The organism is Streptomyces sp. JN8 (assembly GCF_055808075.1).
On sequence record NZ_CM147852.1, the window covers coordinates 2,145,195 to 2,170,688 of the forward strand.

Here is a 25,494-nt window from a genome sequence, read left to right on the forward strand (position 1 = left end):
CCCCGCCCCCGGCCACGCCTCCGTGCCCGCGCCCGCGCCCCGCCGGAGCGGTCGCCCCGGTCAGCCGAACCACGCGCGGACCGAGACGAGCAGCACGATCGCCACCACCAGGCCCCCGATCAGCAGCCCGGCCCGGCGCAGGAAGCGCCGGGTGTAGCCGCTGCCGTCGTCGTCCGGGAGGGCGACCGCGTCCCCCGGCACGGTCGCCGCCGGGCGGCGGGCCGTGCGCGGCAGCCCGTACGCGTCCGTCAGCAGGGTGCGCCAGACGGCCTCCGGCAGTCCGGGGCGCTCGCCCTCGACGATCAGCCAGAACGTCTCGCGGGCGGACGGCACCGGGCTCGCCCGCAGCCGGACGAGCAGCTCCGCGACCGTGCCGACCGGGGCGTCGCCGCCGGCCAGGACCGGGCGGACCGCCCAGCGGTGCAGCTCGGCGGCGTTGGCCGCGCGCTGCTCCGGCGGCGGGTCGGAGGGGTCGGTCGCGGCGCCCGCCGGCGCGACGGCCCAGAACTCCCGGGCGATGGCCACCTCGCACAGTTCGCGGCGCAGCGCGTGCTCCCAGGACGGCAGGCGGCGGGCGACCTCGCGCAGGAGGAGGGTGAGGACGGAGTACGCCTGCGGGCCGCGCAGCGACTCCAGCAGCTCGCGGTCGCCGCCGTGCTCGACGAGCTCCCGCGCCTCGTCGACGGTCCGCGCGGCGGGCAGCTTGTGCAGCAGGCCGGTCTCGGCCTGCCGCTCCCTGCCGCGCGCCCGCACCGCGGCCCAGACACGCCCCGGGGCCGCCCCGGAGCCGGTCCAGACGGGCGCGACGAGCGGCAGGTCGGGCCGGGGGTGGGCCACGGCGCCGGGTCCCCGGGGCGGTCGGACGCCGGACTCGGCGGACCCTGGGGCGTCGGCCCGGGGCCGGTCGGGGACGAGCGGTGCGGACCGCTCGTCGGCGGCCTCGGGGTCCGTGCGGGACTCGCGGTACGGGTGACCGGGTGCGGTCTCCGGCGGAGGCGGGCGGTGGGAGTCGGACTCGGCCTCGGCCGGCCGACGGGACGGGCGGGGCGAGGGGGACGGGGTGGGGTCGGGTGCGGGGTGGGGAGGGCGGTGCGAGGGGTACGGCCGGGACCCGCGGCTCGGGGCGGCCTCCGGGGCGGGGGGCGAAGGAGGTGCCGGGGGCGCGGGGGGCTTGCGAAGCGAGCGGGACGGGGTCGGGTCGGGGGCCGGGTGGGTCGGTTGGGCCGGGTCGGGCAGGCGGGACGGGTCCTGCGACGGGCGGCCGCCCTCCGCGGCCCGCCCCGGCGGGTGCGCGGATGAGGACCCGGGCCGGCCTTCCGGCGGGTACGGGGGGTTCTGGACGGGCGGGTTCTCCGGCGGGGCCAGTGACGCTCGGGCGGGCCGGTGCTCCGGCGGGGCCAGCGGCTCCCGCCCGGGCCGGTCGGCCGCCGGCTTCAGAGGCTCCCGAACCGGCCGGTCGCCCGCCGGGGTCGAAGGCTCCCGGTCCGGCCGGTTCTCCGCCGGGCGGGGGAACGGGACCGGCCGGTTTCCCGGCGGGTCCGAAGGCTTCAGCGCAGGCCGGTCCTCCGGCGGGGCCAGCGGCTCCCGCACCGGCCGGTCCTCCGGCGGACGTCGGGAAGACTGGGCCGGCCGGTGTTCCTGCCGGTCCGACGCTGGCCCGTTCTCCGGTGGGCGACGGGAGGGCTGGGGCGGTCGGTGTTCCGGGGGGTCCGGGCGGAACCACTCCTCCGGGCTCTCGTACGGGCCGGGGCGGCCCTCGCCCCGAGGGGATCCGCCGGCGGGTTCGCCGCCGCGGGCGGGACCGGCGGACGTGGTGCCGTCCGCCGTCGGTCCCTCCCCGGCACTCCGGCCCCCGAGGCCCCAGCCCCACCTCCGCCGGGGCTCCGGGGCGGGCGGGACCGGCGGGGCCGGCGGGGACGGGGGGCGGGTGTCCGGTGCCGGGGGGCCGGCCGGACGTCCCGGCGGCGTCGGGGCGGGCGCGTACCCGCCGGGGTGGCGGCGGTCGAGGACGTCCAGCGCCCGCACGGACGTCTCCAGGAGCGACAGGCCCCGGACGGCGGAGGAGGCGCCGTGCAGGGCGCTGCCGACCGCGTACTCCCGGCCCTCCCCCTCCGCGACGCCCCTCAGGTGGTGGTGGACGAGCCGGGCCGCGACCTCCTCCGCCCGGTCGCCGACGCGCTCGCGCGGGTCGACGCGGCGGCGGTCGGCGTTGCGGCTCGCCGCCCCCGCCCAGCGGCCGACGAACACGAAGCGCAGCGCGGTGAGTTCCGCGGTGTCATGGGTGGCGAAGGTCCACCGGCGGCCGGTGAGCGCGCCGAACATGCTGTGCAGCCCCCAGAGCACCGGGCCCGCGGTGTCTCCGCGCTCGTCCAGGACCGTGAAGCGCTCCTCCGGGTGGCGCAGCAGCTCCGCGACCATCCCGACGAGCTCCGCGTCCGCGTGCTCCAGCGCGCTGTCGAGCTGCCCCTGGCCGCGGCCGGTCGCGGGGACCAGGACGTGTTCCGGGATCACGGGCAGTTGCCCGCGCACGCGCGCCCCGTCCATGGCCGCCCCCTCCCAGTCCCAGGCGTGGAGCCCGAGGCAGGTGGCGGGTTCGAGGAGTTCGGGCGAGCCGACGAGGGCGTGGCAGAGCACGGACGTGCCGCCGTCGGCGTCCTTGAACAGCGTGCGGTGGATGAGCATCACCTCCGAGCGCCGCTGGAGCCGGATCAGCGCCGGGCGGGTCTCCTCACCGCTGGCGCGGAGCACGGTCCCGGACGTCCGGAAGAGGTTCTCGGCCTCCTCACGGGGCCCGGACCAGGCCACCGGGCCGAAGCCGGTGTTGCCGGTGAGGTTCTCGCTGTCCCACCGGAACACGATCTGGTCGACCTCGTTCTCCGACCGCGTCATCGGTCGATCCCCTCCGTAGGTCCCGCGGGTTCGGCCCCGGGCAGCAGCCCGCACTGGGCGAAGAGCGACAGCAGTGGCGCGAGGACCCGGCGCGGCCGGGCCCCGTGCGGAAATCGGTCGCCGCGCGCCTGACCTCCGGTCGCGGCGACGAAGTGCAGGGTGCAGTCGGCGCAGTCGTCGAAGGGCTTCAGCCAGGCGGGGCTGGCCGCCCGGGCCAGGAAGGCGTACGCGTCCCGGCTCTCGGCCCGGAGCGCTGCGGGGTCGAGACGGCCCGGCAGGGCGCGGCCGAGCCAGCGGTCGACGACCGGTTCGAAGCGCACCAGGTCGCTCTTGTTGACGGCGAGCGCGGCGGGGGCGGCGACGAGCCCGCCGCGCTGCCGGGGGATCCGGTTGAGCACGGTGGCGAAGGCCTCGTCGCCGAGGTCGCGCAGCCGCAGCCCGCTCTGCTCCCGTACCGGTTCGAGGGAGGGCAGCCGGAGCGCGCGCAGCGGGTCCAGGACGAAGACGAAGGCGTCCACGCCCATCAGGAAGCGGCCGACCTCGCTGTCCTGGGCGAGGTCCTCGCCCGCGAGGTCGAAGAAGACGACGGGCCGGGGCACGGCGCCGCCCGCCGAGACGAGCAGGCCGTCGGCGAAGCGGGCGAAGCTCTGCTGTCCGGTACGGCCCAGCTGTCTGCCCTGCTGGAGGCTCTGGACGCGCTCGCGGAGATAGGTGCGGTGCGCCTCGGGATTGAGCGGCAGGCACTTCAGTCCGTACGGTTCGAGGCCGCCGAGTTCGACCTCGCCCAGCATGGCGGCGAGGAGGTGGGTCTTGCCGACCGACGAGCTGCCGACGAGCGCGATGGAGAGCGGCTCGCCGTTGACGAGGTAGGGCAGGGGCAGTTCGTGGCCCTCGTCGCCGTCCACGGTGTGCGGGCACAGGTGGTACGCCTTGCGCAGGGCGTCCGCGCGGTGGGCGGGGCGGCGTTCGGCGCCGAGGTCGAGCGGGACGCGGTTGCCCTTGGCGTCGATGGTGACGAGCAGCCGTTCGTCGAACGCGACGGGGAGCAGGCAGTGCGGGCACATCCGGCTGCGGGACGGCGGCGGCTGGACGATCTCGGAGGGCGGGCCCCATGGCGGGGAGGCGGGCGGGGCGACGGGGGGCGCCGCGGCCGGACGGGGCGGTTCGCCGCCCCTGATGATCCTCTTGATCAGCGAGGAACGCGACGACGGGCGCGGGTCCCGGACGAGGGCGTCCGGGGCCTCCTCGGCCGGAGGGCCGGCCGGACGGCGCTCCCCGGTCAGGGCGCGCTTCCGGGCGAGCTGGGCGTCGTACCGCGCCCGGAAGGGTTCGAGCACGTCGACCGCCTCGGCCCCGGACGCGAGCGGGTCGGGCACGTGGAGGAGCCTCAACAGCTCGTCCGGGTGCGGTCGTTCCGACGCGTGCGGGGAGAACAGGCCGCTGTGCTGGAGGGCGGCGAGCCGCCGGTAGTCGCCGAGGTCGGCCGGAGGCCCCTCGCCCCGGTCCGTACGGCCGGAGAGCAGGTGGTAGGCGAGTGCGGCGACGGACCACAGGTCGTCGCGCGGGTCGACGGCGCCGTGGCCCGCACGCTGCTCGGGCGGGGCCCAGGGCGCCGCCCCGTACGGTGTGCGCCCCTCCCCCGCGCGCAGGGCCGCGTACGGTTCGCAGAGCCGCACGCGGGCCCCGTCCCAGCGGACGTTCTCGGGCGTGATCGCCCGGTGGACGATCCCGAGCTCCGCCATGAGGCGGACGGCCATGGCGAGTTGGCCGGTGATCCGCTCCTGGGCCTCGCCGTCGAGGCGGCCCGCCCACTCCGTGAGCGGGCGCCCGATCGGCGGACGGTAGAGCACGAAGGGCTCGGCGGCGGACAGGTCGAAGCCGACGACCCGGGTGAGGACGCCGACGAACTTCTCCGCTCCGTAGCGCCGTTCGAGCGCGACCGAGGCCGCCACCTCGCGCTCCAGGAGCGCGTACGCCTGCGGATCGCCCGGCGCCCCCGACGGGGCGAGCCGGTACTGCACGACGGGCACGCCACCGGCCCCCAGGACCGCGCGGCGGGCGAGGAACCCGGGGCGGCCGGGGGGCCTGCGGTCCTCCCCGAACCGGACGGCGAAGCGGCTCTGCGCCTCCCGTGGGGTGAGGAACTCCAGTTCCCGGTAGTACGGATGGGGCGGCGGGCTGGGTTCGCTGAGGTGGTCCGGGTGGTCCGGGCCGATCCGCTGGTTCGGGTCGCGCTGGTCGTTCGGATGGTTCGGGTCGGTCACGGTTCTCCCGCCTCCTCGGCGCGGACGGTGTGCACGACGTCCGCGCGCAGGGGTACGAGGCGGAGGATCCCGGCGTGGCGTCCCGCACCGGTCCATACGACGTCCTCGGCGGTGCCCCGCCAGATGTCGTCCCCGGCCGCCCCGCGCCGCATGGCCTCGGGCACGAACCGGACCTGCCGGGCGGCGAGCGGGTCGTGGGACAGCAGCCGCATGTGCTCGGGTCCGCAGAGCGCGACCGTCCGGCCGGGGTCGTCGTCGGTGAGGATCAGCCGGGCGACCGCGTCCGGTGCGACCCCGGTCAGCCGGGCGGCGTCGGGCCGGTCGGTGCGGTCGGTGAGGGCGGCGAGCCCCGAGAGGGCGTCCGGGTCGCGCAGGCCGTCGTGCCGGGGCGGCGGCGAGGCGGCGACGTCGCGCTCCAGCCGGACCCGGGTCTCGTCCAGGAGGTCCGTGATCCGCCCCGCGTGGACCGCGGGCACCACGGCCGCGGGGTCGCGTTCGATGCCCGCCCAGCAGCGGTCGAGGATCAGCAGGGTCCCGGCCACCAGGTCGCCGACGAGCGTGTCGACGAGCAGCGGGCCGCCGTCGCCGTAGCGGCGCTCCAGCCACGCGGGGGCGGGCGCCGGCTCGTCCGCGGGGCCGGGTCCGCCCCGGGACGCCGCGCCGAAGGCCCCGGCGGAGTACGGGTCCGGGGGCACCCGGGATCCGAACGGGTCGGAGAGGTACGGCGGTTCGGTGGGATCGCTCCGGCCGGAGGGACCGCGGGGGGCGTGCGGGGCGGACGCTCCGGACGGACCCGGGTCGTGCGGGAACCCGCCGGGCGCGCGGGGCTCCTCGTCCATGTCCGACCAGACGTCGTCCGCCTCGCCGTCGCCCCAGTCGTCCCAACTCCACGACGACGTACCGGCGTCCGCCGCCGGCGGCGCGTCCCGCTCGCTCCGGTGCCCGCGCCCGGCCGGCTCCTCCGGGCCCGCCCACGCGCCGCGGTCGTCCCCGGGTCCGCTCGCGCGGGAGGGGCCGCGGCCGTACGCGTCGGCGGTGTCCGCGAGGCCGCGGAGCAGCCGTGCCACCGCTCCCGCACCCGCCGAGCAGTGGTGCCGCACCTCGGCGAAGAGCCAGTCGTGCACCGCGGTGGTGACCACCAGGGCCTGGACCTCGCGGAGGATCCGCCGGGCGTCCTCCGGGTCCGCCAGGGCCCACCACGCGTCGACGGCCCGGCTCCAGTCGCGCAGCGCGAGCAGCAGCACCGCGGCCAGGGACGCCGCGAGGGCCGACGCCCCCGCCCACGCGGGCAGCCCGAGGAGCTGGCCGAGGCCCGCCCCGAGGAGCCCGCCGAGCACCCCGCCGGCCAGCCGGGGCGCGGCCCCGGTGGTGCCGCCCCCGTCGATCCGGCCGTCCGGCGAGCGGTTCGGCCTGCGCCGCAGCATGAGGTGGGCGAGCCCGGCGGCCAGCACGCCGACGGCCGGGCCCAGGACCCAGCCCAGGACCGGCCAGACCCCGGCGAGCAGGGCGAGGAGACCGGTCACGGCGAAGGCGACCGGCCGCGGACCGCCGGCCGTGAACGGGTGGCGGGCGCCGAGCCGCCGCAGCCGCTCCGGCCCGCAGATCGCGTCCAGCCGGGCGAGCCGGGCGGCGCTGCCGACGGGCGCGGTGCGGGCGGACAGCGCGGAGAGCCGCGCCGCCACGGAACGCAGCGGCAGTCCCCTCCCGATCAGTTCGCGGGTGTGGTCGCGCAGGGCGGGGACGATGCCGGTCCGCGTGATCTCCCTCGGCATCTCGGGCAGTTCGATGCCCCGGTCCCGCAGCACCCCCCGGTGCTCGGCCGTCAGCCGGCTGCCGCCCGCGGCGGCGAACGCGTCCGCCACGGCGGTCCTGAACCCCTCCAGCTCGCCCGCCACCCGCTCGATGTCGCCCGGCAGGTCGACCTCGCGGCCGGCCCCGGCCAGGAGTCCGGCCGCGCCGCGCACCCGCCGGTGGCCGTCGACGGCGTCCTGGACGGCCTCGTCGCAGCCGACGAGCCTCAGCCCCGCGCGGCCCCGCGCGGGCAGCCAGCGGTGGTCGGCGAGCGAACGCGGCAGGCCCTCGTCGAGCAGCAGCCCGAGCGCCGGGGGCACCTGGTCGGCCGAGGCGGTGCCGGCCGGGACCTCGGGGCCGATGAGGCCCTCCACCGCTTGGCGCCAGGCGCGCGCCCGCGCCTCCTCGGTGAGGTCGTGCTCCAGGACCCGCACGGCGGGCACGGCCACGCCGTGCACCACCTCCCCGAGCGCGCGCAGGGCCGCGTCGAAGACCTCGGGCGTGGACAGGACGTCGACGAGCGGACGCAGCACGGCCTCGGCCGGGACGCCGTCCTCCGCCGTGTCGAAGACCCACAGGACGCCCGCCGCCGGCGGACGGAGGGTGAGCGTCCGGCGGACGGCCCGCTCGCCCCGCTCGGCGACGGCGACGGCGACGATCCGGGCCGGCCCGTAGGAGGACAGCCGTTCGTAGAGCAGCTGGTGGGAGACGAGCCGGTCGGCCTCGTCGAGGACGAGGAAGCGGCGCTCGCCGCCGGGCTGCGGGACGTCGAGCGCGGCGCGGACGACGGCGTCGGGGTCGTACGCGCCGGCCGTGCGCAGGTCGAGGCAGACGGCGTGCCCCGGCAGGGGCCGCTCGGGGAGGACGCGCACGCTCACTCCGCCTCCCCGGCCCGACCGCGACGGTAGGGGGCGCCGTCGACATCGCGGTCGGGGTCCGGGCCGTAGTCGGGTCCGGGACCGTAACCGGGGTCGGAGCCGCGGTCACGGTCGGAGCCGTACCCGGAGTCGGAGTCGGAGCCGTAGCCGTACCCGGGCTCCGAGCCGTAGTCGGAGCCGCGGCCGTACCCGGGGTCGGAACCGCGGTCACGGTCGGAGCCGTACCCGGAGTCGGAGCCGTAGCCGGGATCCGGGCCGTAGTCGGAGCCGCGGCCGTATCCGGGGTCGGAGCCGCGGTCACGGTCGGAGCCGTACCCGGAGTCGGAGCCGTAGCCGCCCTCGTAGTCGCCTTCATAGCCGGACGCGTAGTCCGCCTCGTCACCCGCCTCGCGGCCGGTTCCGCGGTCGGTTCCGAGGTCGGCTCCGTGACCGGCTCCGTGGTCGGGCTCGTCGTCCGGGCCGAAGTCGGGTTCCGGCTCCGGCTCCCGCTCCCAGTCGTCCTCGAAGGCGGAGGTCCGCCGGGGCGGCTGCTCCGCCGCGCGCGGGCCGGGACCGTCCCCGTTCCGGTAGGCGGCCCGCGGATCGGGGGCTCCCCCGCTCCCGTAGGGCGGCCGTGCGCCGGACTCGTACGAGGACGGGCGTGCGCCGGGCTCGTACGACGGCCGTCCGCCAGGCTCGTACGGCCGGGGCCGGCGGACGCGCTGCGGGCCCTCGCCCTCCCACGGCCCCCGTCCCGGCCCCCGCGCCTGCCCCGGGCCGGGCTGCCGCGGGGCCTGTCCGGGGTTTCCGCCCCGGCCGTGCGCCGCGACGGCCCGCGGTGCGTGCCGTTCGTACAGGGCCCGCAGGGTCGACCGGGTCGCCTTCGCCGCCCTCGGGAAGCGCATGTCGAGGGCGCCGGGGAAGGTGACCTCCCAGAAGTGGCGGAGCGGGGTCAGCCATTCGGGGTCCGCGTCGCCGTACTCCCCCTGCTCCGCGACGAGTCGGTCGATCAGCGCGAGCTGGCGCGGGGCGACCTGCTCCACGAAGAGGGTGAAGAGGGGCGACGGGGGCGACGGGACCTGCGCGAGGCCCCGGGGCAGCGCCTGCATGAGGCGTTCGCAGAACTGCTCGATGATCTGTCCCTCGTCGAGCAGCGCCCAGCGCTCGTACGCGCGCAGCAGCCCCGCCCAGCTGGTGAGCGAACCGTCGAACTCCTCCAGGCGCAGCGACATGGTGGCGGACTCGCCGTCCTGGAGCCGGATGCGGACGCGGTGCGGCGAGGCGGCCGGGCCCTCGGTCTCGATGTGCCCGTTCCACATCGCGCAGAGCAGCCGGTGCAGGATCCGCTGCCGGTCGTGCTCGGTGGACACCAGCCAGTCGTCCTCGTAGCCGAGGCGCTGGCGCCAGTGGAGGAAGTCGTCCTCGCCGGCCGAGTCGCGGGCCTCCGACCACAGGCTGAGGACGTTGCGGACCTCGGAGACGTCGGTGAGGTTCATGCCGCTGCGGAAGAACACGACGGTGATCGAGTCGGTGTCGCCGGCCCGGCTCTCCGGGGTCACCCGGGAGGGCAGGTTGAGCGCCTGCTCCAGGTACTCGCGGGCGCGGCCGTCGGACTCGCTCGCCGGGTGCACGATGAGGATCTTCAGCGGCCCGCTGCCGTCGGGGACGAAGCCCACCGGGATGAGCCCGGCGAGCCGGGAGCGGAACTGGTCGAGCCAGCGCGGGTCGATCTTCGCCTCGGCGTTCTCGTCGCCGGCTGCGGCCCGGAGCAGGAGCTCCATGGAGGGCAGCAGGGGGCGGGCGAAGGCGTCCTCGTTGGACTCGCCGAAGAGCCGCTTGACCCGCCGCTCGACGACCTGCTTGATCTCCTTCACCGCCGCGCCGGAGGACCGGCGGACCGAGTCGAGGGCCCGCCGCCAGTCGTCGGGGCCGACGATCCGGCCGAGCAGTCCGGCGGCGTCGGCGCCCTCGGGCAGGCCCTCGCTCTGGGCGAGCCGGTCGACGACGTCGTCGTAGAAGGCGCGCAGGGTGTTCTGCGGGGGCAGCAGGTAGGCGATGCCCGCGCGGTCGTCGCGGTAGAGGTCGCGGCGGCTGTCGGCGAAGGACTTGCGCTCGTCCTGTTCGTGGAGGCGGAGCGCCTTGACGAGTTCGGCGACCTCGGAGGTCGCCTTGTTCAGGGACGGGCGCCACTGGGCCTCGCCGTTCTGCCAGCCGTGGTGCCAGAGGGTGCGGGCCCGCCACTGGTACCAGGCCTGCTGCGCGGCGAGCGCCTCCTGGACGTCGGGGTCGCTCCACCGGGCCGGTACGACCCCGCCGACCGGGCCCTTGATCGGGGGGATGTTCGGGGCGGCGGTGCGGACGTCGGGGGGCCGCTCGGGTTCGTTGCGCCGGTTGTCGATCATGCCGGTGAAGCCCTCCCGCGCCACCCGGTCGGGGTGGTTCGGCAGTCCGGTCAGGATGACCTTGATCTGGAACGGGTCCATGGCGCCGAGGAGTTCGCGGACTCCGGCGCTGGGCCTGAAGTCCTCGGTGAGGCGCGGGATCTCGCGGGCGAGGCCGGTGTCGAGGCGGCGCAGGGACTCCTCCATGTCCCCGAGCCGGTTCCGCAGTTCCTGGGTGATCCTGGTCTTCCCCCGGGGCAGTTGCTCGGGGAGGGGCACGTCCGGGGCGTCCCGGGTCCAGAGGCGGCCGATGCCGGAGCGGTTGAACAGCTCCTTGACGTGGTTCTGCCCCTCGCGGTCGGGGCGGCGGGCGCGCTCGGTCATGCCGCGTACGGCCTGGGCGAGGAGCCGGGCGGCGACGATCTCGGCGAGGTCGTCGACGGGGACGGTGAGGGCGGCGGCGAGGCTGGTGGACATGCCCCGGTAGCCGATGCCCGTGCGGGCCGGGGTGGAGCGCTCCACCGCCTTGTTGATGAAGCTGGCGGCGAAGGACTGGTAGTCCTCCTCGGCGCGGGTCGCCGCACCGCCGTCCGCGCCGAGGTCGGTGCCGATGAGCGAGATCACCATGGCAGCGATGGAGCGCCGTAGGTCCTCGCTGTTGATGACCGACGGCTTCGAGAAGAGGAACGCGGTCTGCATGGTGGCGGGGCGCAGGGCGACGACGCCGTCGCCGGGGTAGGTCACGCTGAGCCGGCCGCGGTCCTCGACGTCGCCGACCTGGTCGAGGGCGTCGGGCACGTTCTGGTCGTCGACGAGCCGCGAGAGGTCCACGAGCGCGCGGGCGGAGTTGAGTTCGGCCTCGCGTCCGCCGCCGGCCTCGGGCGGGAAGGCGGAGGGCATGACGACGAGCGGGTAGATCTTGACCCCGGGCACCCGGGCGTTGCGGAACTCGTGGCCGATGAGGTGGATGAAGTCGTAGAAGATGCCGGCGCCGGTGCCGCCGGCGACGGAGAAGGCGACGAAGACGTCGCAGCCCCGGATCCGGCCGCCGCCGACCCGCCGCAGGTCTCCGGCGGACTGGCCGATGGCGCCGATCGCCTCGCGGAGCTGGCGCAGGACGGGTTCGAGGCCGGAGCGGAGGGTGGCGAAGAGGGCGGAGCGGCCGACCGTGGGGAGCTGTCCCGCGCCGCTGTTGAGCGGGGCGACGCGCGGCTGGCGGGCCTGCGGCGGCAGCCAGCTCCGGGTCTCCTCGGGGACCGAGACGCGCAGCATGCGGGTCACCTCGGGCGAGGAGTCGAAGTCGGTGGGCAGCAGGTCGCGGACGATCCTGGAGGTGCGGGCGAAGGCGGCGCCCTCGGCGCCCTTGGCCTTGAACTGCGGATAGTTGAGCAGTTCGGCCTCGCTGAAGTCGGCGTAGACGAACTGGAGGCAGTCGGGCAGCTGGAAGGGCAGGCGGCTGCCGCCGTCGACGAGGTCCGTGCCGTCGGGGCCGCACAGCTCCCGTCGGAGGCTGCGTTCGAGTTCGCTGCCGATGCGTCCGCCGGTGCCGCCGAGTCCGACGAAGAGCATGGGCTGGTAGATCTTCATGGCGTTCTCCTCGGGACCCGTTCAGAAGTTGACGTCGTAGGTGCTCGCGTCGGGTGAGCCGTCCGGTCCCGATCCGGTGAGGGGGCCGGCGTCCGTGCCCGTGCGGCGGTCCGCTCCGCCGGTGCGGCGGGGGCGGCGGGTCCACGGCGTGCCGCGGCCGGCGGCCGGGGCGGGGTGGCCGCCCCGCACGACCAGTTCGTGGTCGCCGAGGCCGGCCGGCTCACCGGGGCGGACGGGGACCTGTGCGCCGCCGCGGGGGCGCAGCAGCAGCTCGCCCGCGCCCGTGCGGCGCAGCACGTGGGCGGAGGAGCCGGCGCCGGGGACGCGGCGCAGGGTGGCCGGCGTCCCGTACGGTTCGTCGACGGCGAAGGCGAAGATGCCGCCGGGGCTCTGCCCGCGGCGGACGGTCAGCGAGTCGAGCGTCCGCCCGTCCTGGCGGAGTTCGAGGGTGACGCCGGTGAGGTCGCGGCGGCGGCGCCGGAACACGAGCCGGATGCCGACGAAGGTGCCGAGGAGGAGGGCCGCGGCGGCTCCGCCGGCCACGGCCTTCCACCAGCGCTCCCACCAGGTCGGCGGCGCCACCACCCGGACGTCGAGGAAGGCGCCCCGCAGGGCGCGGTCGCCGTCCGTGGTGTCCACGACGGTGACCCGGCCGCCGAGGGGGCCGTAGGGCGTGTCGGGTCCCACGGTGACGGTGAAGGGCATCCGGGTGCTGCGGTTCGGCGGGGCCGTGACGGCGGCCGGGGCGACGGCGAGTTCGGCGCCCGGCGTCTGGTCGGCGAGGGCCAGCCGCAGGGTGTGCGGCGCGGAGTCGTTGTTGGTGACGTCGAGGGTGCCGCGGACGGTGGCGCCGGGGTGCACGGTGGCGCCGTCGACGGTGAGGGCGGCGGTGACCAGGGGCGCGCCCTCGGCGACGACGGCGTGCAGGGGGCGCCGGTCGGAGGTGATGCCGGGCGCGTCCATGCGGGTGACGAGTTCCAGGGCGCCGGTGGCACTCTTCGGGACGGTGAGCGTGCCGGTGAACCGGACGTCGCCGGCCTTGGCGTCGGGGCCCTTGCCGTCGTCGGCGAGCCGGAAGTCGACGGGGGCGAAGCCCTCGCCGCTCAGCTCGGCCGCGACGGAGAGGCCGGCCAGCTGGCGGGGATCGGTGATGACGACCCCGCGCCGGGTCTGCATCTGGACCTCGATCTCGACCCGTTCGCCGGCGCGCGGGGACGCCGGGTCGAGGACGACGGCGGAGCGCAGCCGACCCTGCCAGATCGCGCGGACGGCGACCTCGCGGTCCCGGTGGCCGGGCGGCGCCTCGATGTGCACCCGCCATCGGCCGGGCAGCGGGTTCTTCACGCGCAGGGCCTCGACGGGGCCGTTCTGCCCGCTGACCTCGAAGGAGGAGCCGTCGAACTCGCCCCGGACGGGGACCTTGCGGCCGGCCGGGTCGTAGTAGGTGACCTGGACCGCGGGGTCGTGCTTGGCGACGGTGAGGGAGCCGTCGGTGGCGATGGGCGGGATGGTGACGGTCAGGTCGGCGGGCGGCCGGCCGACGGTGCCGTGCGCGATCCGGGCGCAGCGGGCGGCGGCGAAGGTCTCCTGGAGTGCCTTGTCGATCTCGGCGGAGGTGCCGACGACCCGCATGCGCGGGGCGGACCCGGGGATCTCGGAGCAGGCGCCGCGGTAGCCGCCCTCGGCCATCGCGGTGAGGGAGGCGCGGTCGAGTTCGCCGCCGAAGCCGAGGGGCCAGATCTGGACGCCGGCGGCCCGGGCGCGGGCGAGTTCCTCGGTGAGCCGCTTCTCCCCGTTCGCCTGGCGGCTCTCCCGGTCGGTGCCGTACTCGGGGCTGTCGGCGACGTCGAGCCTGCCGTCGGTGAGCAGGAAGACGACCTTGGGGGCGCCGGGCTTCGCGGCTCCGGCCGTGGTGCCGGTGAGGCGGGTGACGGCCTGGCGGACGGCGGCGGGGAAGTCGGTGCCGGGGCCCGTCCGTGCGGTGTCGCGGCGCCCCAGCCGCTGCACGCAGTCGCTGAGCCGCTCGCGGCCAGCCGCGTCGGCGACGATGAGCGGGCACACCTCGCGCACGGGCGACTGGCCGCGCTTCTCGGAGCTGCCGAAGCCGATCACGGCGGCTCGGGAGCGCTCCGATATCTCGCCCTGGACGAGCAGCGCCGCGGCCTCGGTCTCGCGCGCGAGGTCCTTGTCGGCGAGGCTCGCCGACTGGTCGACGACGACGGCGAAGTCGATGGGGTCGGGCCCTTCGGCGGGGTCGGCGGAGGCGGTACGGGGGACCGTCCGCGCGCCGGGGGCGCCGGGCGCGCCCGAGGCGGGGGTCGCCGCGAGCGGGCCGGAGAGCGCGAGGAGCGCCCCGGCGAGGAGCAGGGCGCCCCCCTTGTCGATCCACTGCATGTTCTCTCTCACCACAGTTCGCTGAAGAGGGCCAGAAGGGCGCCGAGCGCGAGCGCGGACACGCCCAGGCGCAGCCACCGGTACTTCGCCGCGAGCACGAGGCCGTGCACGCTGGCCTGTTCGAGGAGCCAGCCGGTGGCGTCCGCGCCGGGTGCGGAGAGCCGTTCGCGCAGCGCGGTCTCCGACGGTCCGCCGGTGAGGTCGCGCAGGAACGTGCGGTCGGCGCCGATCCGGGTGCGGGGCAGCACCACCGAGACGAGCATCAGGACCCCGGCCGTCCAGAGCGCGCCCGCGAGGAGCAGGAGGACGAGTCCGGGGCCGGCGGGCGGCGGGAGGGGGCGGTCGCCGGAGAAGACGACCGCCAGGAAGGCGAGGGCGCCGGAGAGCAGGATCGCGGCCTTGGTGTCGGCGCGGCCGATGTCCTCCCGGACGGTGGCGAGCAGCCGTTCGGCCATGAACCTCAGCTCCTCGGCGGGTACGGGGGCGGGGGGCGGTCCGGGTGCGGCGGCCCGGTCCGGGGCTGGGCCCGGGGCCTGCTCCCGGTCCGGAGCGGGGTCGGGAGCCTGCTCCCGGGTCGCCGCGGAGCCGGGAGCCTGCTCCCGGGTCGCCGCGGAGCCGGGGACCTGCTCCCAGGTCGCCGCGGGGTCGGGGCCCCGGGTCCGGTCGGGGTCCGGCGCGGGCGGTCCGCTCCGGTCCCGCGCGGGGGCCCGCGAGCCGGGTCCGGACTCCCGTCCGGGCCCGGGGGCCGTGGTCACGCGTCGTCCCAGTCGTCGAACTCGGCGCTGGGCCGGGCGGGTCGGGCGGTCCGCCGGGGGCGGTCGCGGCCGTCCCGGTCGTAGGGGTCGTCGCGGTCGTAGCGGTCGTTCCGCTCGTAGGCGTCGCCCCTGCCGTACGCGTCGCCGTCCTCGTACCGGTCGTGCCCGTCGTCGTGGCGGTCGTCGTACCGGTCCCGGGGACGGCCGCGGTCCCGGTCGGCGTCGCGGTCGTCGCCGTCGCGGCCCCGGTCGCGCGCCCTGCCCCGCTCACGCTCCCGCTCCGAGCCGGACTCGACGCGGGTCGGCTCGTACACCCGGGGCCCGTCCGGAGCCGGGGGCTCGCCGCGGTCCCGGTCCTCGTACCAGTCGGGGCGGTTCGGCTCGGGTACGGCGTCCTCCAGGGCGAGGCGGCGCGGCGGGGGGTCGCCCGAGGGGTTGAGCACCCGGTTGGTGATGCCGTCGAGGACGGTGCCGGTCTGGGTCCGCAGGTACATGAGCACCTGGTACATCTGCTCGCCGATGTCGTGCCGTTCGAGGACTCCGGTGTCGAGGAGCCGGTTGAAGACGGCCAGGTAGTCCTCCTGGCCCTCGCGCCGCTCGCGCTGGAGCTGGGTGCGGATCTCCCACTGCTTGTCGGGGTGCATGGCCATGTGGTGGGCGATCTGGGCGAGGTCGCCGCGCCGGAAGAGGGCCTCCATCTCCCGGGCGCGGTCGGCGACCAGGGCGCGGTCGGCGGCGTCCCGGCGGCGTTCGGCCTCGGCGACGCGCTCGTCGGCCTCCATGGTGACGCCGACCCGGTCCCGCCGCGAGATCTCTGCCTTGACGGAGTCGTCGAGGTCGACGAAGACGTGGACCCGGGTCCGCAGGCCCATGTCGGCGCCGAACCGGAGGCGTCCCGCGCCCAGTTCCTCGCGTACCGCCTCGTCGGCCCGCTGGGCCTCGGTGATCCGGAACCGCCGGGAGATCCGGCGCAGTCCGTCGAGGAGTTCGTCGTGCAGCAACTCGGCGACGTCCTCGACCTGTTCCCGGACGACCAGGTGGGGGTCGGTCACCACCCACTGGACCCGGGCGAGGGCCTCGAAGAAGACGCCGTCGCCCGCGGCGGGCAGCTGGAGCCTGAACTCGGTGACATTACGACCGAGTTGCACTTCGAAGACGGTGTAGGCGGAGCCGAGCAGGGGCTTGTTGACGTCCTCCGTGCGGTCCGGCCAGACCACCCGGTGGCCGCCGTTGCGGTAGAGGAGCACGGCGGCGACCTTCCCGCTCCGGCGTCGGTACGGGGGTGCGTACTCGCCGATCAGCGGCCCGCGCGGCCGGTCGCCCGGGCGGGCCCCCGGCGCGGACCCGCCGGTGCCCTCCCCGCTCCACCGCCCGCTCCGGCCGCGTCCCCCGCCCTGCCGCTGCTCCCGGTCCAGGTCCTCGTCGCGGTCCATGGCCGTGTCCTCGTCCGTGTCCTCGCCCCGGCCGCCGGCGTGCCGGCCGCCGTTCTGTCCGTCGTAGCGGCGCCCGCCGTCCCTCGGCCGGTCGCCCTGCTGCTCCCAGGGCCGCTGCCGCTCCCGGTCGTCCCGGTCGCGGCCGTCCCGGGGCCGCTCGGCCCTGCCCCGCTCGTCGCGGGCCCGCTCGTCCCGTCCCCGGCCTTCGCGGCCGCGCTCCGCACGGTCCCGGTCGATCCAGCGCGTGCGCTCGTCGGACCGCGCGTTCCTGTCCTGCTCGGGCCCGGTCATCGGTTCGCTCCTTCCGTCACGGCGTCCCACATCCGGCGCGCCGCGCCCCTGTCCAGGGGCCGGTCACGGTCCCGGACCAGTTCGTTCAGCAAGCCCCTGAGCCGGTCGCGGTCGCGCCGGTCCACCGCGAGCCGCGGCAGGAAGGCGCAGACGTGCCGGAGCGACTCCGGGTCCTTCGCGGCCCGCCGGAGCATCCCGCCGAGTGCTTCGAGGGCGGACTCGCCCGAGCGGGCCGTGGTGAGCGTGGACCGCAGCAGCGCCGCCAGTTCGGCGGCGAGCCCGGGGCGGGTGGCGAGCAGGGCGACCAGCAGCGGACGGGACGCGTGGCCGTCCAGCTCGGGCACCTCCCGCAGCCCCCACAGATGGGTGGTCCGGGTGCTCAGGGCCCGGATGACGGCGAGGTGGACGAGGTTGGCGAGGTTCAGCCGGCCGTCCTCCAGCCACTGCCGGAGCCGTCGGAGCACGGGTTCGGGTTCGCCGCAGGCGAGCAGCCGCGCCACGCTGAACGCGGCGGGCACGAGGACGTCCACGTCGGTCGCCTCGCGGGTCCTGACGACCCGGGCGATCGCGTCGAGCGAGCCGGAGACGGTGCCGGCGGCCAGGACGTAGCCGTGGGCGAGCAGGGCGGTCCTGACGAGCGGCTCCTGGCCGGAGGAGGCCCAGTTCTTCAGCACGTCGGCGACCGCGGGCCGCACACGGGGGTCCCGCGCGGACTCGGCCAGCGCGGTGGCGGCCGCCATGCGGGCCACCGCGTCGTCGGTCACGGCGAGGGGGACCACCAGGTCCCGGAAGCCGTGGATCCAGTCCCAGGAGCAGAGGACGCCGGCCGCGATGGACGCCCGCACCCACACCTCGGGGCGCGGGTCGTCGCAGAGCGCCCGCAGCCAGCGGGCCACCGGGCCGCGGACGTTGTGGTAGCCGTGCCAGACCTCGCCGAGGACGGCGCCGGCGAGCGCCTCGCCCTGGAAGCGGACGGCGCGTACCGGCACCTTGGCCGGGCCGAGGTCCAGCTCGCCGTCCTCCAGGACGGCCCGGGCCTGTACCGGCCGGTGCTCGGCGTGCGTCCCGAAGAGGCGGCGGCCCGGCGGGTGTTCGGGGTCGAGGGTGACCGCGAGCTCCCAGGCGAGCAGCTCGGCGGCCTCGGCGGCGAGGCTGTACGCGGATCCGTCGAAGACGGCGACGGCGATGCGGAACGCACCGACGCCCAGGGCGGGGAGGGCCTCGGGGACCGCTCCCGGACGGTCGGCGCCGGCGAACCACTCGCGGGCCTGGGAGCGTACGAAGGAGGCGCACTCGGCGAGGAGTTCCTCGTCCGTCACCTCGCCGCGCCAGTGCCGGGCGAGGTGGTGCGCGAGCCGGGCCGCCTCGCGGGGCCGCAGCTCCTCCAGGCCGAGGGCCTCGGCGACGTCCCGCCGGGCGCCGCGCGCCCGGGCGTCGCCGAGGGCCTGGTCGGACTCGGCGCGCAGCTCGTTCCAGAGGTGGCGGTGGAGGACCTCGTCGGCCGCGGGCGGCGCGCAGTACATGCCGTAGCGGCCGCGCAGCAGGCGGTCGGCGAGTTCCCCGTTCTCGACGAGGACGACCCCGTAGGCGTCCCGGCCGCGCAGCAGGTCGCCGAAGCGGTCGAGGTGCAGTTCGGAGAGCCGGGTGGCGGGCCGCCGAACGGCGGTGGGGTGCTCGCCCCGGCCCCCGCGGGCGGGGCGCGGCTCGCCCTCGGCCTCGCGCACGTCCTCGGTGCGGAGCTCCAGGAGGTGGCCGCCGGCCTCCTGGAGGGCCTCGTCGGTGATCTCGTCGACGCCGTGGCGCGGGTCGAGGCGGAAGACCTTGCCGCCGGTCAGCTCGTCGAGGAGGGCGAGCGCGGTGGCCTTGCGGCCGCTGCCGGGTTCGCCGCACAGGACGAGGACCCGGTGGTCGCGCAGCCGGTCCCGCATCCGCCGGTAGCCGGCGGTGGCGCAGTACACCCGGCCGAGGTGGTCGAGCGTCTCGGGCGGGACGGGTCCCTGGACGAAGTGCGCGGTGCGGTCGGAGCCGTACAGGGCGAAGATCTGGTTGCCCTCGAAGACGGTTCCGTCGCCGTGGATGGTGGTGGTGCGGTCGGCGGCGCCGGCCGCCCAGGTCTGGACGGCCCGGCGTGCCGTGGCGGCCCCGCCGGTCTCGCTCTCGGCGCCGAGCGGGCCGCGGTCGGCGGCGGCGAAGACGCTCGGCTCGCGGGTCTGCTCGGGGCCGTCCCCGCGGTCGGACCCGCCGGAGCGGTCCCGCTCCCGGTCGCCGCGGCCACCGCGGTCGCTCCGGTCGCTCCGGTCGCTCCGGTCGCCGCCTCGGTCGGAGCCCCGGTCTCCGCCCCGGTCCGGGGCCTCCGACCGGTCGCCGTGTCCGCCGTCCGCCGGGTCGCTCTGCGGCGCGTCGTCGTCCTGGTCGCTCACTCCGGCTCACCCGCGCCGGTGGCCGCACCGGTGCCCGCCCCCGTACCGGAGGGGGCGGAGCCGGTGCCGCGGCCGGAGTCCTTGCGGATTCCGGTGAACCCGCCGTGGATGGTGTTCCCGTGGACGTCGAGGAGGTCGCCCCCGACGTGGTACTCACGGTTCCCGCCCACGGGCCGGGGCGTTGGGCCGTCCCCCCGCGACGGCCCAACGCCCGTCCGTGCCGCCCCCGCCGGCGGCCGCTCCCCCGCGGCCTCCGGGTCCCCCGCGGGCGGCCGCTCCCCCTCCGGCGGCAGCTCCCCGTCGCGCCCGATGAGCGGCGGCGCGGGCCTGCGCGGTACGTGGAACCAGGCGGCCTCGTCGGTCTCCTTGGACCGGATGCGGGCCGACCGGTAGTGGTCGGGCTCGACGTACCGCCCGCCCTCGGCGACCACGTTGCCGTACAGCCAGTCGGAGACGACGACCACGAGGTCGATCTCCGGGGTCTCGTTCATGATCCGCTTGGCCGGGGTGCTGTCGCAGAGCCGGGCGGCGAGGTCCACCGCGCGCCCGACGAGCCCGTGCCGGTCCTGCGCGACGAGTCCGGCGTTCATCCCGATCCGCAGCCGCAGCGGCCGCGCCCGGCCCTGGTTGTGGGTGCGCAGGCTCTCGTACAGCGTGTCGATCCACCGGCCGACCATGAGGGTCGGCGGCACGTCGGGTCGCAGGGCGGCGAGGATGCCGTCCCCCCGGTCCTCCTGGTGGAAGGTGCCGGGCTCGACGCCGACGGAGCTGTACGCGTCGTCGAAGGCGGCGTACATGGCCGCCCTCTGGTGCTTCTTCTCGGCCAGGTCGAGCGTCCCGGAGCCGCAGATGTCGCCGAAGACGACGAACCGGTGGATCCCGCCCGCGTGCCCGCCCACTTCCCCGTTCACTCCCGCACTGCTCACTCTCGGACTCCCTGTGTGCTGCCCCGGTGCCGTTGGTGCCGTGGTGGTGCGTGTCCAGACTGGCCGCCTTCCGCGGCCGGCGATGTAGCCGTTTACACACCCGGCGGGGATTCGTCCGCCGGTTCTCCGCCGGGGCGCGCGCGCCCCTCCGCGAGCAGCACCAGGACCCGCATGTCGATCACGACGACGGTGCGGTTCGCGGTGCGGACCACGTCCTGCTCCCGCAGCAGGCGCAGCACCTTGGCCACCGCCTCCCGGGTCGCTCCGATGGCCGCCGCCAGGTCGTGCTGGGGCAGCGGGAGTTCGAGCACGGTCCCCGTCTCGGCCTGCCGTCCGGCGCGCTCGGCGAGTTCGACGAGGCGGGCCGCGAGGCGCTGCAGCACGGTCTCGGAGGCGAGCGCGCGGCGTTCGACGTCGGCGCTGCGCAGCCGGGTGGCGAGCTGGCGCATGATCAGCGAGGTGGCGTGCGGGCGGGCGGCGAGGAAGCCCCGGAACCGGTCCCCGGAGATCGCCACCGCCTCGACCCTGCCCAGCGCGGTGACGCTCGCGCTGCGGGGGCGCCGGTCGACCGCGGCGAGGTCGCCCACGACCTCGCCGGCGCCCCGGAGGGCGAGGATGAGCCGCGAGCCGCGCTCGGTGCCCACGGAGACGACGGACCAGCCGGAGAGCAGCGCGAGGACGAAGGCGCTGTCGTCGCGTTCGCGGATCATGACCTCCCCGGGTTCGTAGACGCGCCGCGCGCCCTCGGCGAGCAGGGACCGCCGGTCGGCCGCGGGAAGGGCGTGGAGGAAGGAGCGGTCCTGGCCGAAGAGACTCACCGCCCGCTCACCCCCGTACCGTCCTCGGGCCCTCCGGGGAAGACCGGCCGCCGGTGATCGACCGGCGTGATCGTGCGCGTGTTCCCACCTCAAGTGACCTGTCTCGTCACACTGTTGACGCTGTGTCACGTCATGGGGTGAAGAACGCTAGAGGGTGCGGAAGAAACGCGTCAACGGGCACGGGGGGCGCAGGGGAGCGCCGCCCCCGGCACCCCTGCGCCCCCCGCCGGGACGGGACGGAGACCCGGCGGGGAGCGTGTGGAGGCCCTGCGGGGACGGTGTGCGGACACGGCGAAGCCCTCGCGGATCCCCGCCCGGTGGGGGCGGTTCTCCGCGAGGGCGTCCGGAGGCGGGGCGCACGGCCGGGGGTCTCCGCGGCGCCGGGGCCGCGGAGACCCCCGGCCGAGGAGGGGCTGTCGGGCGCGGCCTTGCCGGGGGCACCCGGCGGGGCCCCGCGGCGCCCCGCGACTCCTGGGGGGCGTGCCGGGCCCGGCCCCGTCGCCGGGACACCCGCCCGCGGTCTCCGCCCCCGTCGCCGCGCAACTTCCGCGGCCCCGGGGGTTGCGCGGCGGCTGCCCGGCCGGGTCGGCGGGGCAGCCGCCGAGCCGGCTCAGAGCCTCGGGTCCACCGGCTCCGACTCCAGGGCCAGGACCGCGAACACGGCCTCGTGGACCCGCCACAGCGGCTCGCCGTCCGCCAGCCGGTCGAGCGCTTCGAGGCCGAGGGCGTACTCGCGCAGGGCCAGCGACCGCTTGTGGCCGAGGAAGCGCTGCCGCAGCCGCTCCAGGTTCTCCGGCCGGGTGTACTCCGGGCCGTAGATGATCCGCAGGTACTCCCGCCCGCGCACCTTGACGCCCGGCTGGCCGAGCCTGCCCTTCCGGTCGCGGACGAGCGCGGCCAGCGGCTTGACGACCATACCCTCGCCGCCGGCGGCGGTCATGTCCAGCCACCACTCGACACCGGCCCGCACCGAGGCCTCGTCGCCCGTGTCGACCACCAGCCGGCGGGTGACCTGGAGCAGACCCGTCGGGTCGTGCTCCACCAGCCGGTCCAGCCAGGCGAGCTGCTCGTCGTGCGGGACGGCCGCGAGCGAGCGCCCGCGCGCCGCGAGGAGCTGGAACGGGGCGAACCGCACCCCTTCCAGGCCCTCGGTCGGCCAGCAGTACCTGCGGTACGCCTCGGTGAACGCCGCCGCGTCCACCGTGCGCTCCCGCTGCTTGGCGAGCAGCCCGTCGAGGCCCTCGACCCCGCGCGCCACCGCCTGTTCGAGCGCGGAGACCGCGCTCGGGAGGACCGCTCCCGAGGCCGCGCCGACCGCCGCGTACTGCGCGCGGAGCAGCCCGGCCGACTTCAGCGACCACGGCATGAGTTCGCCGTCGAGCAGCAGCCAGTCCGTGTCGAGCTCGTCCCAGATCCCGGCGGCGCCGATCGCCGTCCGCAGCCGGTCGAGCACCTGCTCGGTGACGGCGGGATCGTCGAAGAAGGGCCGCCCGGTCCGGGTGTGCAGGGCACCCGTCACCCCTTCGGCGTCCACGCCGAAGCGCTCCCGGGCCGCGTCGGCGTCCCGGCAGACCAGGGCGACGGCCCGCGAGCCCATGTGCTTCTCCTCGCACACGACCCGCTCGACGCCGTCCGCCCGGTACTGGGCGAAGGCCTCGGCCGGGTGCTCCAGGAAGCCCTCCTCCCGGGAGGTGGCGGTCGGCGCCATCGTCGGCGGCAGGTAGGCGAGCAGCCGCGGGTCGACGGCGAACCGGCTCATCACCTCCAGCGCCGCCGCCGCGTTCTCCTCGCGGACGGCGACGTTGCCGAGGTTCCGGGTCTCCACGATCCGCCGGCCGTGCACGTCCGCCAGGTCCAGGGGGCGTCCCTGGTGCCCGCCGGGCGCCTCGGTCGCGAGCGGCCGGGCCGGCTCGTACCAGACGCGCTCGGCCGGTACGTCGACGAGTTCGCGCTCCGGCCAGCGCAGCGCGGTCATCTTCCCGCCGAAGACGGCTCCGGTGTCGAGGCAGAGGGTGTTGTTGATCCAGGAGGTGTTCGGCACGGGGGTGTGGCCGTACACGACGGTGGCCCGCCCCCGGTACTCCTCGGCCCACGGGTAGCGCACCGGCAGCCCGAACTCGTCGGTCTCGCCCGTGGTGTCGCCGTACAGCGCGTGCGAGCGCACCCGCCCCGAGGTCCGGCCGTGGTACTTCTCCGGCAGACCGGCGTGGCAGACGACCAGGTCGCCGCCGTCGAGGACGTAGTGGCTGACGAGCCCGTCGATGAACCCGGCGACCTCCGCCCGGAACTCCTCGGTCTCGCGGCCGAGCTGCTCGATGGTCTCGGCGAGCCCGTGCGTCTCCTGCACCTTGCGGCCCTTGAGCCAGCGGCCCAGCTTGTTCTCGTGGTTGCCGGGGACGCACAGGGCGTCGCCGGCGGCGACCATCCCCATGACCCGGCGCAGGACGCCGGGCGAGTCCGGCCCCCGGTCGACGAGGTCGCCGACGAAGACCGCCGTGCGGCCCTCGGGGTGGTGGCCGTCGACGTAGCCGAGCTTCCCCAGCAGGGTCTCCAGCTCGGAGCGGCAGCCGTGGACGTCACCGATGATGTCGAAGGGGCCGGTGACGTGGCGCAGGTCGTTGAAGCGGCGCTCCAGGACGACCTGTGCGGCGTCGACCTCCTCGACGGAGTGGAGCACGTGCACCTTGCGGAAGCCCTCGCGCTCCAGGCCGCGCAGCGAACGGCGCAGTTCGCGGCGGTGCCGCTGGATGACGTGCGCGGGCATGTCCGCGCGGTCGGGCCGTGCGGCGTTCCTCGTGCGGCAGACCTCCTCGGGCAGGTCGAGGACGATCGCGATGGGCAGCACGTCGTACGACCGGGCCAGCTGGACGAGCTGTCGCCGCGCCTCCTGCTGGACGTTGGTGGCGTCGACGACGGCGAGCCGACCGGCCGCCAGGCGCTTGCCGACGATGTAGTGCAGGACGTCGAAGGCGTCCCGGCTCGCGGACTGGTCGTTCTCGTCGTCGGCGACGAGCCCCCGGCAGAAGTCGGAGGACACGATCTCGGTCGGCTTGAAGTGGCGGCGCGCGAAGGTGGACTTGCCGGAGCCGGTGGCGCCGACGAGCACCACGAGGGACAGGTCGGTGACGGGCAGGGTGCGGGCGCGGGCGGTGCCGGCCGGGTTCACGGTCTCGGTGGTCATGCCTGTTCCTCCTTCCCGGCGGTCGGGCCGGGGGTGCGGTCCTTCACGGGGGTCGTCTCCTGGTCCTGCGAGCGGGTGAAGACGGCCATCTGGGTGGGCGGTCCGACCTCGGGGTCGTCCGGGCCGACGGGGGTGAAGCCGACGCCGTACCCGTACCGTTCGGCGACCGAGGCCGCCCAGCTCCGGAACTCCTCGCGGGTCCATTCGAAGCGGTGGTCACCGTGCCGGACGTGCCCGGCGGGCAGTGACTCCCAGCGCACGTTGTACTCCACGTTCGGCGTGGTCACGAGCACCGTGCGCGGCCTGGCCGAGCCGAACACCGCGTACTCCAGGGCCGGGAGCCTCGGCAGGTCCAGGTGCTCGACGACCTCGCTGAGCACCGCGGCGTCGTAGCCGGTCAGCCGCTTGTCGGTGTACGCGAGCGACCCCTGGACGAGCTTCACCCGGGAGGCCTGCCGCTCGCCCATCCGCTCCAGCCGCAGCCGCCGCGCGGCGACGGTCAGGGCGCGGACGGACACGTCGACGCCGACGATCTCGGTGTAGCGGGTGTCCTTGAGCAGCGCCTGCACCAGCTGGCCCTGCCCGCAGCCGAGGTCGAGGACGCGGCTCGCCCCCGCCTGCTCCAGGGCGGCGAGGATCGCCGTCCGGCGCTGCTCGGCCAGCGGCACCGGCCGTTCCTCGGTGTCGGTCGACTCGTCCACCGCGTTGTCGACCTCGTCGACGTCGAGCCCCTCGGCCTCGGCGAGCCGCACGAGTTCGAGCCGCTCGCTCGCCTCGCGCGTCAGCCCCCAGCGACGGGACAGGTAGCGCGCCGTGATCAGCTTCCGCTCGGGGTGGCCGGCGAGCCAGCCGTCACCGGCGCGCAGCAGCTTGTCGACCTCGTCGGGCGCGACCCAGTAGTGCTTGGCGTCGTCGAGGACCGGCAGCAGGACGTAGAGGTGGTTGAGGGCGTCCGCGAGCCGCAGCTCGCCCTCCAGCACCAGCCGCACGTAGCGGGAGTCGCCCCACTCGGGGAAATCCTCGTCCAGCACCACCGGCTCGGCGTCCACGGTGTCCCAGCCCAGCGGCCCGAACAGCGCGCGGACCAGCTCGGCGCCGCCCCGCGCGGGCAGTGCGGGCACCTCGACGCGCAGCGGCAGCGGCGCGGCGGCCCGCTCGGGCATCGCCTGGCAGACGCCGTGCAGCGCCGTCTTGAAGACCTTCGCGAGCGCGACGGCGAGCAGCGAGGACGCCGCGTAGGGCCGGTCGTTCACGTATTGGGCGAGCGCGGAGTCCGGGGCGCCGCCCCGGCCCTTGCCCTTGCCGCGGCGCACCAGCGCCACGGGGTCCACCTCCAGGAGGAGTGCCGCCGTGCACCGCTCGGGGCTCGCCTCGGGGTAGAGGACGTGCGCCGTGCCGTGCGAGGTGGAGAACGTCTGGGCCCGCTCGGGATGCTTGTGCAGCAGGAAGCCGAGATCGGTCGCGGGACGCTCCGGGTTGCCGGTCGTACTGATCGTCAGGAACACAC

General features: G+C 76.4%; 12 protein-coding genes. All 12 read right to left on the reverse strand.

Translation table 11 applies throughout. The annotated features are described in order from the left end of the window. Positions 1–60 precede the first annotated feature (60 nt). The 12 genes from ACY0MR_RS09290 to ACY0MR_RS09345 all read right to left on the reverse strand — a co-directional run bounded on the left by ACY0MR_RS09290 (position 61) and on the right by ACY0MR_RS09345 (position 25,492). Positions 61–2,889: a hypothetical protein gene (locus ACY0MR_RS09290; protein ID WP_473560213.1), complete on the reverse strand. Its 2,829-nt coding sequence runs from the start codon at positions 2,887–2,889 to the stop codon at positions 61–63. After that, entirely contained in the window at positions 2,886–5,153 is a 2,268-nt protein-coding gene (locus tag ACY0MR_RS09295) for a hypothetical protein (protein ID WP_473560215.1), read from the reverse strand. The genes ACY0MR_RS09290 and ACY0MR_RS09295 overlap by 4 nt, the downstream gene beginning before the upstream one ends. Then, positions 5,150–7,822, reverse strand: a complete 2,673-nt coding sequence (locus tag ACY0MR_RS09300; protein WP_473560217.1) for a hypothetical protein — start codon at positions 7,820–7,822, stop codon at positions 5,150–5,152. The genes ACY0MR_RS09295 and ACY0MR_RS09300 overlap by 4 nt, the downstream gene beginning before the upstream one ends. Then, complete coding sequence (locus ACY0MR_RS09305) at positions 7,819–11,769, reverse strand: tubulin-like doman-containing protein (protein WP_473560219.1); 3,951 nt, start codon at positions 11,767–11,769, stop codon at positions 7,819–7,821. Before ACY0MR_RS09305 ends, ACY0MR_RS09300 begins: the two co-directional genes overlap by 4 nt. A 21-nt stretch (positions 11,770–11,790) precedes the next feature. Further along, positions 11,791–14,163, reverse strand: coding sequence for a VWA domain-containing protein (locus ACY0MR_RS09310; protein WP_473560221.1), 2,373 nt, complete (start codon positions 14,161–14,163; stop codon positions 11,791–11,793). Between the two features lie 8 nt (positions 14,164–14,171). Continuing rightward, on the reverse strand, positions 14,172–14,918 hold the full coding sequence (locus tag ACY0MR_RS09315) for a Pycsar system effector family protein (RefSeq protein ID WP_473560223.1): 747 nt from the start codon (positions 14,916–14,918) through the stop codon (positions 14,172–14,174). Beyond that, positions 14,915–16,642, reverse strand: coding sequence for a hypothetical protein (locus tag ACY0MR_RS09320; protein WP_473560225.1), 1,728 nt, complete (start codon positions 16,640–16,642; stop codon positions 14,915–14,917). The genes ACY0MR_RS09315 and ACY0MR_RS09320 overlap by 4 nt, the downstream gene beginning before the upstream one ends. Continuing rightward, entirely contained in the window at positions 16,639–19,062 is a 2,424-nt protein-coding gene (locus tag ACY0MR_RS09325; RefSeq protein WP_473560227.1) for a hypothetical protein, read from the reverse strand. Before ACY0MR_RS09325 ends, ACY0MR_RS09320 begins: the two co-directional genes overlap by 4 nt. Continuing rightward, entirely contained in the window at positions 19,059–19,988 is a 930-nt protein-coding gene (locus tag ACY0MR_RS09330) for a nucleotidyl cyclase domain-containing protein (RefSeq protein ID WP_392864944.1), read from the reverse strand. The genes ACY0MR_RS09325 and ACY0MR_RS09330 overlap by 4 nt, the downstream gene beginning before the upstream one ends. Before the next feature lie 92 nt (positions 19,989–20,080). Next, complete coding sequence (locus ACY0MR_RS09335) at positions 20,081–20,806, reverse strand: Crp/Fnr family transcriptional regulator (RefSeq protein ID WP_473560229.1); 726 nt, start codon at positions 20,804–20,806, stop codon at positions 20,081–20,083. A 610-nt stretch (positions 20,807–21,416) separates the two neighbouring features. Beyond that, entirely contained in the window at positions 21,417–23,987 is a 2,571-nt protein-coding gene (locus tag ACY0MR_RS09340; protein WP_361862609.1) for a polynucleotide kinase-phosphatase, read from the reverse strand. Then, on the reverse strand, positions 23,984–25,492 hold the full coding sequence (locus ACY0MR_RS09345) for a 3' terminal RNA ribose 2'-O-methyltransferase Hen1 (protein ID WP_473560231.1): 1,509 nt from the start codon (positions 25,490–25,492) through the stop codon (positions 23,984–23,986). The genes ACY0MR_RS09340 and ACY0MR_RS09345 overlap by 4 nt, the downstream gene beginning before the upstream one ends. Positions 25,493–25,494 lie beyond the last annotated feature (2 nt).